The sequence below is a fragment of the Alkalimarinus coralli genome, from assembly GCF_023650515.1.
GTDB classification, from domain to species: domain Bacteria; phylum Pseudomonadota; class Gammaproteobacteria; order Pseudomonadales; family Oleiphilaceae; genus Alkalimarinus; species Alkalimarinus coralli.
This window is the reverse complement of sequence record NZ_CP096016.1, coordinates 4,141,504-4,154,365: the sequence shown is the minus strand read 5'-3', so window position 1 is coordinate 4,154,365 and position 12,862 is coordinate 4,141,504. Positions and strand designations below refer to the sequence as shown.

10 protein-coding genes are annotated in these 12,862 nt (G+C 46.6%); 4 read left to right on the top strand and 6 right to left on the bottom strand.

Going from position 1 to position 12,862, the window contains the following annotated elements:
* Window positions 1-194: 194 nt before the first annotated feature.
* Window positions 195-890, top strand: a complete 696-nt coding sequence (bamJ, locus tag MY523_RS18590; RefSeq protein ID WP_250656172.1) for a BamJ family beta-barrel-assembly machinery protein — start codon at window positions 195-197, stop codon at window positions 888-890.
* A gap of 161 nt (window positions 891-1,051) precedes the next feature.
* On the opposite strand, the gene MY523_RS18585 is transcribed toward bamJ, so the two are convergent.
* The 4 genes from MY523_RS18585 to MY523_RS18570 all read right to left on the bottom strand — a co-directional run bounded on the left by MY523_RS18585 (window position 1,052) and on the right by MY523_RS18570 (window position 3,861).
* Window positions 1,052-1,606 carry an NnrU family protein gene (locus MY523_RS18585; RefSeq protein WP_250656171.1) on the bottom strand — a complete coding sequence of 185 codons (555 nt, stop codon included), beginning with the start codon at window positions 1,604-1,606 and terminating at the stop codon, window positions 1,052-1,054.
* 87 nt (window positions 1,607-1,693) lie between these two features.
* Window positions 1,694-2,482 (bottom strand): substrate-binding periplasmic protein, encoded by a 789-nt coding sequence (locus MY523_RS18580; protein ID WP_250656170.1) that lies wholly within the window; start codon window positions 2,480-2,482, stop codon window positions 1,694-1,696.
* Between the two features lie 191 nt (window positions 2,483-2,673).
* The gene (locus MY523_RS18575) at window positions 2,674-3,321 is read right to left on the bottom strand and encodes a PEP-CTERM sorting domain-containing protein (protein WP_250656169.1); all 648 of its coding nucleotides are present in this window, start codon (window positions 3,319-3,321) and stop codon (window positions 2,674-2,676) included.
* A 159-nt stretch (window positions 3,322-3,480) separates the two neighbouring features.
* The gene (locus MY523_RS18570) at window positions 3,481-3,861 is read right to left on the bottom strand and encodes a hypothetical protein (RefSeq protein WP_250656168.1); all 381 of its coding nucleotides are present in this window, start codon (window positions 3,859-3,861) and stop codon (window positions 3,481-3,483) included.
* Window positions 3,862-4,244: 383 nt separating this feature from the next.
* Between MY523_RS18570 and MY523_RS18565 the strand changes: the two genes are divergently transcribed.
* Entirely contained in the window at window positions 4,245-5,354 is a 1,110-nt protein-coding gene (locus MY523_RS18565) for a DUF2156 domain-containing protein (protein ID WP_250656167.1), read from the top strand.
* A gap of 223 nt (window positions 5,355-5,577) precedes the next feature.
* On the opposite strand, the gene asnS is transcribed toward MY523_RS18565, so the two are convergent.
* Window positions 5,578-6,993 (bottom strand): asparagine--tRNA ligase, encoded by a 1,416-nt coding sequence (gene asnS, locus MY523_RS18560; RefSeq protein ID WP_250656166.1) that lies wholly within the window; start codon window positions 6,991-6,993, stop codon window positions 5,578-5,580.
* A gap of 230 nt (window positions 6,994-7,223) precedes the next feature.
* On the opposite strand from asnS, the gene MY523_RS18555 reads away from it, so the two are divergent.
* On the top strand, window positions 7,224-10,088 hold the full coding sequence (locus MY523_RS18555; protein WP_250656165.1) for a hybrid sensor histidine kinase/response regulator: 2,865 nt from the start codon (window positions 7,224-7,226) through the stop codon (window positions 10,086-10,088).
* 71 nt (window positions 10,089-10,159) lie between these two features.
* Here the strand turns inward: MY523_RS18555 and MY523_RS18550 are convergent, their stop codons facing one another.
* Window positions 10,160-11,407 carry a DEAD/DEAH box helicase gene (locus tag MY523_RS18550; RefSeq protein ID WP_250656164.1) on the bottom strand — a complete coding sequence of 416 codons (1,248 nt, stop codon included), beginning with the start codon at window positions 11,405-11,407 and terminating at the stop codon, window positions 10,160-10,162.
* Window positions 11,408-11,652: 245 nt separating this feature from the next.
* Between MY523_RS18550 and MY523_RS18545 the strand changes: the two genes are divergently transcribed.
* Entirely contained in the window at window positions 11,653-12,762 is a 1,110-nt protein-coding gene (locus MY523_RS18545) for an S-(hydroxymethyl)glutathione dehydrogenase/class III alcohol dehydrogenase (protein ID WP_250656163.1), read from the top strand.
* Window positions 12,763-12,862: the final 100 nt, after the last annotated feature.

Below are 12,862 nucleotides of genomic sequence, written 5' to 3'. Positions count from 1 at the left end.
GCCCAAGATCTAGGCGATTGCCGGTTGTTTCAGGGGCCTGCTTCGGGCGACACGGTTAAGTTCGGCTAATTCACCTTTCTGTGAACCTGTCTTACCAATCAGTAATGTTTTAACCACCCGAATAACGATATGATTGTTGTTGAGTGATGAACTGGTGGAAAAACCAGATATATTAAAAATATTAGGAACGAAAAATGAAATTTGTAAAATTGGCTGGTGTGGGTGTCTTGGGGTTAGCGTTAGCTGCTTGCAATGAAGATCAGAAAAAAGAAGTATCCTTAGAGTCTGATATGGATAAAGTCAGCTACGGCATGGGGCTGAATATCGGCAAGAACTTCAAGCAGCAAGAACTTGTTATGAATGTTGATGCCATCGCAGCAGGTATGCGCGATGCAATGGATGGCAAGCAGCGCCTCGATGACGAAACCATTAAAGCCTCTGCAGAGGCCGTTCGTGACAGAGAGATGGAGAAGCAAAAAGCACTGTCAAACGCACAAAGCCAAAAAGGGAAAGAGTTTCTGGCTGAGAACGCCAAGCGTGAAGGCGTCACTACCACAGACAGCGGCCTTCAGTACGAAGTCATCACTCAGGGCAGTGGCGAAGGAGAAAGCCCAAAAGCAACAGACACCGTTTCAGTTCATTACCACGGTACGCTGATTGACGGCACCGTTTTCGACAGTTCAGTTGAACGCAATCAGCCTGCGGAGTTCCCGCTAAATGCAGTTATTAAAGGTTGGACTGAGGCCCTGCAATTAATGAAAGTGGGCGACAAATGGAAACTTTACCTGCCATCAGAAATCGCTTATGGCGCTCGCAGCCCTAGCCCGAAAATACCGGCCAACTCCACCTTGGTCTTTGAAGTTGAACTGTTGGATATTAAAAAATCCTAGTCAACAGGTTAACTAATTTGCCTTTAAATTAGTTAACACACAGCGATAAATGGCGCTCAACCGGTGCCATTTATCTGCCTATTAAAAATCATTCTATCGGGCGCAGGGCACCCTCTTACTTCTTTGTAGCCACACATTTTGCCAAGGTCTTTACGATCCCATCAAACGATAGGGACACCAAATAAGCGCTGATGAAAAATACCTAGCAGCGCATACCCGGCACCACCTAACACAAGCACGGCGATATCATTCATTAAGGGCTTGGATTCTTTTTGAAGGGTAGCCCCTCTGCTATTCGCAGACGCCATATCAACCAGCGCAAACATCAAGAAGCTACCAAATAACAATATTGATGCCATGTCACCGTTAATCATCAAGTGCCCAATTGCCCACAAAGAAACACCCCATAACATTGGGTGGCGGGTGTGTCTTTTTATATTTGAAGGCAGATAGGCCGCAACCAACAGGACAATTGCAGGCAACACAATCAGCTTGGTTAAGACGGAAAACATCACCGGCGGATTCCACACCGCGACAAATTCCGCGTCTGCTTTACCCCATATAATCAACAAAAGCCCAGCTAGCGATATCAGCGAAAATACTGCCTTATACGGCATTTCACCATACTTTGTGACCAGCGTTGATTTAAGTGTGGGCGTGGTCGGTAGAAGGTGAATCAAGAAAAAAATACATAACCCAGTAATCAGCAGTTCCATACGTAAGGTGCTCCCTTTATATTGGCGTGTATATTAGTATTGTCGATACCTTCCAATGTTAACACTGACGACATACTAAACAGTGCACTAGTTCAATTTGTCCTTATACTTATTTGCTATCTCCTGATATCGCCCATTTTCTCTAAAGACTTTCATTTGGTCCCATATACGTTCTGCCAGTTCGGTGTTTTCTCGGTAGAATCTTTTGGAGAACAGCAGGTAATAGTTTTTAGTCATGATCGGCGGGGTAATTTTCTCTATGTCAGTAAATTCATCTGGGTGCTTTTGAAGCTGGAGATCCACCATGTTTTCCAAACCAGCGAAACCATTTATCCGCCCATATTGCAGCATTCTCAGACCGATTACCTGACTTCTAACCTCAACCACGTCGACCTGTTTTTCACGCAATAAGTCGACCACCGCATAACCTATAACCGCCCCGATGCGCTCTTTAATTGACGAAAAGTTCTGACCACTCCAGCTGAATGGAGCAGGCTTCTTAACATAAAAGAAATACGACTGAGGCATGATGCTGCGACTGGCATCAATAACACCGTCTTTCATAGGGTAATAGCCAATATTTCGTCTTTCTTCGTTGTAGCTTGCATGAAAAATCGCATCAATATGGTTATTACTGAGCATAAACAACCCTCTTTGCCAGGGAGTTCGCCGATATATCACCTCAACACCCAGCTTCAATGCAATTTCATTGATTAGCTCAACAGAAATACCAGGGTAATCCGCACTGACCTGAGGCCCCACCCCCATATAGTAAGGCGGGTTTTCTTTAGATTCGTAACTAATTATCAAGCGCGCTTTTGCAGCGATATCACTCGCTATCAACACTAAAAGCAACAACAGTACAGGCCGCACCATTTTCCTGATCTTCCTTAACCAAAACGTTAGTAACAGTGTAGGCGAATAAGTTAAATATCAACAGTTCTGTGGCAATGAGATAGGGTATAAATAAAACAGGGAAAGAGTGCAGGCGAGGGGGTGAAACAATTAAAGGAAGGTTGAATGGCTGGCACTAACAGCACCAGCCACTCAGGATATCAATCAGGCAATTACGCCGCGCGCTTGCGGCTTAGGCCAAAACCAAGCAAACCCAACCCCAGTAACATCAACGAAGATGGCTCTGGGACAGTGGCGCTGGCATTGGAGTCTGCAATAGAGACATTATCAATAAACAGCGCTGAGTCAGTTTTATCAAAAAACACCCCTCCCCAAACCTCAAAGATATTGAAAATAATTGATGCATTAGGAGAAATATCCATCAACGAGGTGGTATCAACACGTCCTTCGAAAGAAACCCAACCACCAGAGTCTTTATGTGTATAGCCTAGAACATCAAAGTCAATCCATGTACCAGAATCAGACTTAAGGATTTTAGCCCATGCAGAATCTGTTAGCAGAAGAGAGTTATCAACCTCTTCAAACTTGTAATCAAATGAAACCGTAATGCTGTCGACACCTGCTGGTACGTAAAAATCCTGCCATAGTGACTCAATTCCGACAGAACTGGGGTCATCCAAGCGAGCAATATGATTACTGCTATCGGCGGGGTCGGTAATCACGGAAACACCACCACCGATCAGGTTGGTCGTGTTCCAGTGGCTAAGTCCATTTTCAAAGTCACCGTTCTCAATAAGCGATGCATTCGCACTTGCAGCCAATACTAATGCGCCGAAGCCTGCTACGATTTGCTTTAACATATTAACATCCTAGAAAATAATAATTGGTGACAGTCATGTCAGCAAAAACAAGGCCAATCAACACAAATGCTTAAAATTCAACAGGATAAAAAATAGACATGTAAACAAAAAACGTGATTTATCTACATGTGTAAACTATACTGACAAGTTCATTGGTCTTTATTGCAAGGGTAATGCTCTGCCTGGCAGCAACGGATTACAATCTTTGATCACCACTTTACCTTCCAGCAGGGCTCCTTTTGAAAACTCCCTGAAATGGCACGTGTTGGTTTTAGGATCATAGTTCTCGATCCAGAGGTTATCATCTTTCCAGGTGGCCCCCATATGCAACTGGCCTTCTGGCACTTTTACCGTCATCACGCCTCCCCAGCGTTTCACGAACAACTGTTGGAAGTGGAAGAAGTAAGCTGCCCAGCCAATAATCATAATCACCAGCGACGTAATAGCAGCGGCTTTCCACCCGTCGCGTTTTACGCCTAAAAGATATAATGCTAACAATGCCAACCCAATAACCAGTGCCCAGTATGCATAGGTAATCATAACCATTCCTTATTAAGTGATTAGAGGCCTTTGCACGATGTATTTGTAAGCGTAGTAGTCGTGCAAAGGTCTCGATTAATATCGAGTGCCTGATAAATCAGTGTAGAAGATCTACTCAGTATCACACAGCAATTTAACTTCACTGCAATGTTTTAACTTCACTGCAGTATTTTAACTTCACAATAGTGGTTAAACCTGTATCGCTATTTATACAGATGCTTACGCTAAATGGCGAGCATGTCACAAAAAAACAAAAATGAAACGATTTGACGTGAAATGTTACGCATTTGACGCCATCGGTGAGAGGAAATTGACCTGTAGTCAATTAGGATAGCTTGACCATTAATAAAAATAAGGCGAGCAATTAAAGCTTGGTGTTTGCAATGAATAATCAATCTGCTATGTCAAAATCTCTTGAAGTCGAACAGTTAGGGTCAGAGGGCGTTATTTCCGGTAATGTTACTGCAGCAACCTCTCAGATTCCCGCTGCTGCAAACCTGGACCTTCGCTATGCTGATCGCCCCCTAAATGGTTACTTCACCGAAGCAGAGCGAATTGCTTACCTGAAACGCCATGGTAACCATGTGCTGTCTTTCTGCACCATGCAGCCGGATATGCGTTACTTCGATATGCCGGGCATAGGTTATATCAGCTACATGAAAAACTTTAACGGCAAACCCTTTACATTGGGAGACCCGGTATGTTCGCCTGAGCATATGCCGCTCATTATTAACAAGTTTCTCGAACAGCACTCCAATGCGGTTTTTTGCCAGGTATCCAAGCCTGTTATGCGACACCTGCATGAAGAGCATAACTATTTTGGGACACAAATGGGGTCTCAGTCGACAGTCGACCTTGAGAACTGGAGTCTCAAAGGCAAAAAGAAACAAGTGATTCGCACTGCGGTTAACCAGGCCAAAAAGTGTGGCGTAGAAGTCCATGAATCTTTATGTGAAACGCATACCAGAGAAATCTCCGACAAATGGCTCAAGACGCGAAAAATAAAAGGCCAGGAGATACGTTTCCTTATCCGCCCGATGAATATGTCTTACACCGAAGGCGTGCGCTACTTCTATGCATATGTCGACGGGAACCCGGTAGGGTTTGTATTTTTTGACCCGATTTACCAGAACAACGAAGTAGTGAGCTATGTACCCAACATATCCCGCTCCAATGTCGAGTTTAATCAGGGCTTGTTCTACACCATTATGAGCCATGCGATGGCGATTTTTCAGGCCGAAGGTCTAAAGCGCTTGGACTTGGGATTTATTCCTGCCAGCATGGCCAAGGATGATGAGCCGCAAGAAAGCTGGTGGGTTAAGAAGGCGCTCCGCTTGTGTTACGAGCACGCCGGTTTTATCTATAGCTTTAAAGGCATTGAGTTTACCAAGTCCCGCTTTAGAGGACAGGTTGACCGCACCTATATTTGCCATAAGCGCGCCATGCCGGTATTTGACTTTGTTGGCATGTTTAATATTCTGAACGTCTTTTAAATCACATTCCTCACCGGCCCGAATGGCACTTACTTAAGACCCACTACTATCATTCTCTAGTCTCAAAAGTCATTCCCGCGAAGGCGGGAATCCATTTGGAACGGAGCCTACAACCCTATGGATCCCCGCGTTCGCGAGGATGACAAGCTTAAGTAAGTGCCATTCCTCTCCGGCCCCTCTTTCGGTTGCCATGTTAGGCGACCCAAAGAGGGGGCAGATCACATCAAAAAGGGGCATTGCCTGGCGTTCTAGGGAATGGAATCGCGTCTCGCACATTTTCCATGCCGGTTATATAGTTCAGCAAGCGCTCAAACCCCAGCCCAAAACCGGCGTGAGGAACTGAACCATAGCGGCGTAAGTCGCGATACCACCAAAGCGCTTCTTTGTGGCTTTCGCCCGGCCCTGAAAATGTGGCATCTATTCGCGCGTCCATCACATCAAGACGATCCTCTCTCTGGCTGCCGCCAATAATTTCACCAATGCCCGGCGCTAGCACATCCATCGCCGCAACCGTTTTTTCGTCATCATTCAGGCGCATATAGAATGCTTTTATATCCTTTGGGTAGTTCATGATAATAACGGGTGCCCCTACGTGCTGCTCCGCTAAATAACGCTCATGTTCCGATTGCAGGTCAATCCCCCACTCCACAGGGAATTCAAACTTCTTGCCGCAACTTTTAAGTATTGAAACGGCTTCCGTATAATCCATCCTTACAAACTGGTTATCGATAACATTTTGCAGACGGCTAATCGCCTCTTTATTAATTCGCTCAGCAAAGAAAGCCATATCGTCGCTACGCTCATTTAATACGGCGCTAAATAGATACTTAAGGAAATCTTCCGCAAGGTCTGCATCATCATTGAGATTGGCAAACGCTATTTCCGGCTCAACCATCCAGAACTCTGCCAGGTGACGGCTGGTATGTGAGTTCTCGGCTCTAAAGGTCGGCCCAAAGGTATAAACCTTAGACATCGCTAAACAATAAGACTCGACATTCAACTGGCCAGATACTGTCAAGAAGGTCTCCTGGCCAAAAAAGTCTTTCGAATAGTCAATCGCTCCGGCATCTGTTTTCGGCGGGTTAACCATATCCAGAGTGCTGACTCTAAACATCTCGCCCGCCCCTTCACAGTCACTTGACGTCAAAATAGGCGTGTTGATCCAGTTAAACTCCCGCTCATGAAAGTAGCGATGTATCGCGCTGGATAAGGTGGTTCTTACTCGGGTAATGGCACCAAACGCGTTGGTGCGTGGGCGTAAGTGCGCAACCGTTCGCAGGTACTCGAAAGTGTGGCGCTTTTTCGCCACAGGGTAGGTTTCCGGGTCATCCACCCAACCGACCACTTCAACACGGGTTGCCTGAATTTCGTAGGCCTGACCTTTCCCTTCCGACTCAACCAGTGTGCCCGTCACAATTACGGAACAGCCTGCACACAACTTAAGTACCTCTGATTCGTAGTTTTCAAGCTCATTAGGCACTACCGCCTGAAGTGGGTTAAAACAACTGCCATCATGTACATGAAGAAACGAGATGCCTGCCTTGGAGTCCCTGCGTGATCGAATCCAGCCCCTGATCGTCACCTCACTACCAGCAATGACGGAGCCTAGTAATAATTGATTAATTGAATGAATCGCCATAGCAGAAAACAACCTCACCTATATAAAACGTTATTCAACGTCAGACATCTTTTAAACAAAAATTGTGTGCAGGCCCCGTTTTTAAAACAGGGTACTTGATCTACACAGCCAGTATTTTCAAAATACTAGCGGGTAATCGGCTAATCATAAAGCAACTTGCAGAAAATTCACCCGATGCTTTCATAAAGCTTGCCTATACTGAAAATATCGCTAGCAAACAGAACATACTAATGAAATTCAGTACCCGAATTGGGCTTTTTACGCTTATCGCCAGCCTTATCCCCTTATGTTTGGCAATTGGACTCAGCTTGTGGATATCCTCATCTCAGACCATCAAACTCACCCTCAACAGCGTTCAAGGCGAGCTGGACGCTCAAGCAGAAACGTTAAATGGTTTTTTCAGAGAGAGACAGAGTGAGATTAGTCTGTTGGCTTCTCTGCCGGCCATAAAAAATTCTCCATTTGAGTCATCACTACCGTACTTAAAACAGGAGCTGTCTCGCCAGCCCAATACGTTTGAGAAGTTTATTCTGGGTGATAACAAGGGGCACTTTTTAAATACCGCAGGCGGCAACCCTCACCAGGGAATGCTGCGAACATTTAATGATGATGACCCGTTGTCACGGCCAAAATCAATCGCCGAGCGGGATTACTGGCAACAAACAGTCGGCGCTTATGATGGCAAAAGAGCCGCGATATATACCTCCAATCCGATGATCTCGTACACCACAGGGGTCAGGCAAATCGTCATCGCCGCCACCATCCTGGATGACCAAAACAAGCTAAAAGGGCTCATTGGTGGGTCAATACCCTGGGAGCTGATTGAAGAAAAGCTCAATAAGATAAAGAAAGATATCTCCTCACGCTACAGCCATGCCCGCTTTGCAATGGTCACCGGTGACGGAACCTACTGGTACCACTGGGATAACAATAAAGTCATCCGGGTATTGAAAGACTCAAAGGGCAATATCATTAAAACCCGTGCCGGTGAAAAAGCCTCACAATTAACCAGTATTCTTGGTGAAGAGAACCAAGCACTGCAACAAATCGGAAAATCGATGATAGCGGGGGATTCGGGTTATAAAACCTATCTCGACGACAGTGGCCAGCTGGATTACGCCGTTTATACGCCTATCGGTGAGACAGGCTATTCGTTGTTGCTATCCGTTCCTGAACAGCAGGTTTTAGCGCCGGTAACGAAAATGAAGGCGCTGATGATAACGTTATTGGTCATTGCCATTGCACTCTGTATTTTAGTCTCATATATCCTGTCAAAAGAGCTCTCCGCACCGGTTATTGATTTAAAAGAGGCGATGAAGAAATTTGACCCGGAAGGTAATGAGCGCCTGGATTTAACATCAAATATTACTGAATTCAAGGAGCTGATTGATACCTTTGAACATACATCGAACGCCGTTAGAAGCCGCGAACAAAAACGCAGTGCCGAGCTGCATAGAGCCTATCAGGAACTGAAAGTTGAAAAAGAAATCGCCGAGCGGGCCAACGCGGCAAAAAGTGAATTCCTGGCTAATATGAGCCACGAAATCCGCACCCCGATGAATGCGATCACCGGTATGGCAAACCTCTGCCTTCTGACCGACCTCAACGAGACCCAGCAGGGTTATCTTCACAAACTAAAGTCAGCCTCCGGCTCGCTGCTCGGGCTTATCAACGATATTCTGGACTTTTCCAAAATTGAAGCAGGTAAACTGGATATAGAAGATGCCCCTTTCAACCTGAATGAGTTGATCGATAACCTGTCGAATGTGGTCAGCGTTAATGCCGAAGAGAAGGGTGTCGAATTCATTATCAAAAGCGATCTGGAAACCCCTCACTACCTTCTTGGAGACCCACTTCGCGTCAATCAGGTGCTGGTTAACCTCTGCTCAAATGCGGTTAAATTTACCGAGCGTGGAGAGGTGATAGTATCCATTCGCCCAATCAAGAAAGATTTGTACAACGTAACCCTTGAGATCAGCGTCCGCGACTCGGGTATTGGCATCCCGGAAGACAAACTTGAGCACCTGTTCGATGAGTTTTATCAGACGGATACATCATCAACACGAAAGTACGGTGGTACCGGACTTGGTCTAGCCATCAGCAAAAAGCTTGTGGACATCATGGGAGGTGAAATTTCTGTCATTAGCACGGTAGGAAAAGGGTCTGAGTTTATCGTCACCCTGCCGTTCAAAATATCCCAGCAGAAGCAGATAGACTATCAGCAGTTTGCCAACCAGCTAAGCAGTAAAACCATACTGGTCGCAGACGACAACCCCCACGCCAGAGAGATTTTTAGCGAGACCTTAAAGCGTTTTGGCTGCACCGTCGATACTGCCATTAACGGTTACGATGCCTTGGCAAAGTGCGAGAAGAATAAATATGACCTGGTGCTGCTAGACTGGAATATGCCTGACATAGACGGCATGGAAACCTACAGACGCTTGAAACTCAGCACTCAGGATATGCCTGCCGTCATCATGGCGAGCGCCCATGCCCATCAGCGCATCATATCTGAAGCCAAAGAAACCGGTATTGAAAAATTCTTAACCAAGCCGGTTAAAAACTCAGTGCTGTTTGACAGTGTCGCATCAACCCTTGTTGGCAAGGCGCCCCATGAAAACTCGATCCAATCTAGTTACGATGCAGCACACAAAACGGATCAAGCCGCCGAAGACATACAGGGCGCACGAATTTTGGTGACTGATGATATTTTGGTCAATCGTGAAATTGCTGAAACCCTGTTGAGCGACTCGGGATTTGATGTCACCACCGCAGTGAATGGTCAGGAAGCGGTCGATGCCGTTGAAACGGGTACCTTCGACCTGGTTTTGATGGACGTGCAGATGCCGGTGATGGATGGCTATGAAGCGGCCCGAACCATCAGGAAGAACCCTAAGCATAAGGATTTGCCGATTCTTGCGATGACCGCCAACGCAATGGTCGGAGACAAGGAAAAGTGTCTGGACGCGGGCATGAACGATCATATATCCAAGCCCATTGACCTGGAAAGAATGCTGTCAAAAATAAACTATTGGTTACAGGGCAACAAAAACTCGTCGGAGCAGAGACAGCAAAAGCAGGGGCAGCAAAAATAATAATACCGCTGCGGCTCCTGCCTTCGCCGCTCAACTTGCAGCGCGGCTCAGTAGAGTCGCGCCGATATTCGTTAACCCTTTTTAGCTTTTTTTACTTTGTTGCTCTTTGGTTTGCCTTTTAACGCCGGTTTTTTCTTTTTCTTGCTGCTGGCCGCTTTACCGGAAGCCTTCAATTTCTTGGGGCCTTTGTAATTTGCAGCCAGCGCCTTTATGACCTTGCGCTCAAACCTGACTTTTAGATACCGCTCAATAGACGACATCAGGTTCCACTCTGGCTGAGAGATTAAAGAGATAGACTTGCCCTCGGTACCGGCGCGTCCAGTTCGCCCGATACGGTGCACGTACGCGTCCCCCTTGCGCGGCATATCAAAGTTTATAACCAGATCAATACCGCTGACATCCAACCCTCTTGCTGCCAGATCTGTCGCAATCAATACATTAACCTTGCCGCTGCGAAATGACTCAATCGTCGCTTTGCGACCTTTCTGCTGAATATCTCCATGCAGTTGCGCGGCCCGGAATTTATGATATCGCATCAAACCATCAAGACGCGCTGCCAGTGTTTTAGAGTTAGTAAATACGATCGCCTTGTCATAGCTTTCATGATCCAGCAACCAGCGCAGCAGTTGCTCTTTATGGTCAATATCATCAGCCAACACAATCTGCTGGACAATATCGCTGTGCTGCTCCCGATGATGATGAATTAACACTGACTCGGGCTCATTGAGAATATTTTCGGCAAACCGCCTGATCACACTCGGCAAGGTGGCAGAAAAGAGTAGCGTCTGATGAGGGTTCCTGCAATGTTCGACAATCTTCAGCACATTATCCTGAAACCCCATATCTAACATACGATCAGCTTCATCAAGCACCAGTACATCAAGCGCGGACAGGCTCAGTGACTCATTGGCCAAGTGCTCAATCAAACGCCCAGGTGTCGCCACCACAATATCAGGCATGCGCTTTAAGGCCCGCTCCTGTACTTTAAAATCTTTCCCGCCCGTGATGCTTAAAAGGTTAACACTCGTTAGCTTTGCAAGCTCTGCACCGGCTTTTTCTATCTGCTCTGCCAGCTCTCTGACGGGCACCAGAATTAAAACCCGAACGGCTTTGGGCTCTTCTTGCTTTGCCAAAATTCGATGTAAGATGGGGAGAAGAAATGCAACCGTTTTACCGCTACCGGTGGCCGCGCTGACCAGAAGGTCTTTATTGTTTAGAATAAGCGGTATCGCTCTTTCCTGAACCTGTGTAGCCGACTCAAAACCCAATTCATGGGTCGCTTTGATCAGCTGTGGGTGTAGCGATAATTCGGTTAGCATACTCTTTACCCAAGAACAAAAAGCAGTGATTATAACGGTTTTTCGTTGAACTGCTTCAAAATGTCGTACTTATTCATCAATCAATAAGCACAGGGAATACAGAAAGCCAGTAAGACACCGTCTATACTAATCAAATCAAAACTAGCAAATCAAAACTAGCAAATCAAAAAGGGTCAGAGCGAAATACACAAGACTCAAATCTAGCCCTGTCAAAATCCAATCATTAACAGTTAAAAGGCTCCTATATGAAAAGTCGCGCGGCCGTTGCATGGCAAGCAGGTAAACCACTCTCCATTGAAGAAGTTGACGTTGCAGGCCCTAAACAGGGCGAAGTGTTAATTCGCATGGTCGCAACGGGGGTCTGCCACACTGACTCGTACACCCTGTCCGGTGCAGACCCAGAGGGCATATTCCCTTCAATTTTAGGCCATGAAGGGGGAGCCATTGTTGAAGAAATCGGCCCGGACGTCACCTCATTGGCGGTCGGGGATCATGTGATTCCGCTCTACACCCCGGAATGTGGCAAGTGTAAATTCTGCCTGTCAGGGAAAACTAACCTCTGCCAGGCGATCCGATCCACCCAGGGTCAAGGGTTAATGCCGGACGGCACCAGCCGCTTTTCTCAGAATGGTAAAACCATCTATCACTATATGGGCACCTCTACATTTTCAGAATACACCGTGGTACCCGAAATTGCGTTGGCAAAAATAAACAAAGCAGCGCCTTTGGACAAAGTCTGCCTGCTAGGCTGCGGCATCACAACGGGTATCGGAGCAGTGCTCAATACCGCTAAAGTTGAGCCCGGTTCAACCGTTGCGGTGTTCGGTTTGGGCGGCATTGGGCTGAGCGTAATTCAGGGTGCCGTGATGGCAAAGGCTGAGCGAATTATCGTGATCGACATTAACACCGATAAATTTGAAATGGCGAAAATGCTTGGCGCTACGGACTTTATTAACCCCAAAGATCATAGCGACCCCATTCAGGATGTCATCGTAAACCTTACCGATGGCGGCGTCGACTACTCGTTCGAATGCATCGGCAATACCGACCTTATGCGCTCAGCGCTGGAGTGCTGCCATAAGGGCTGGGGTGAATCGGTTATTATCGGGGTGGCCGGTGCAGGGCAAGAGATCAGTACTCGCCCGTTCCAGCTGGTGACAGGTCGAGTCTGGCGCGGCACTGCGTTTGGCGGCGTCAAAGGTCGCTCACAGCTACCGGACTATGTTGAGCAGTATATGCGTGGTGACATTAAGGTCGACGAAATGGTGACCCACTCCATGGGCCTAGAGGATATTAATAAAGCCTTTGACCTGATGCACGAAGGCAAGAGCATCCGTTCCGTCATTATATTTTAAGAGAGAGCTTTGCACGACGTTATGAGCGAATCAAAGACAAGGCAAAACATGACGAAAAAGCGCAGTTTATGGTCTATAAGTCCCGGTCGACCCAGGAGGG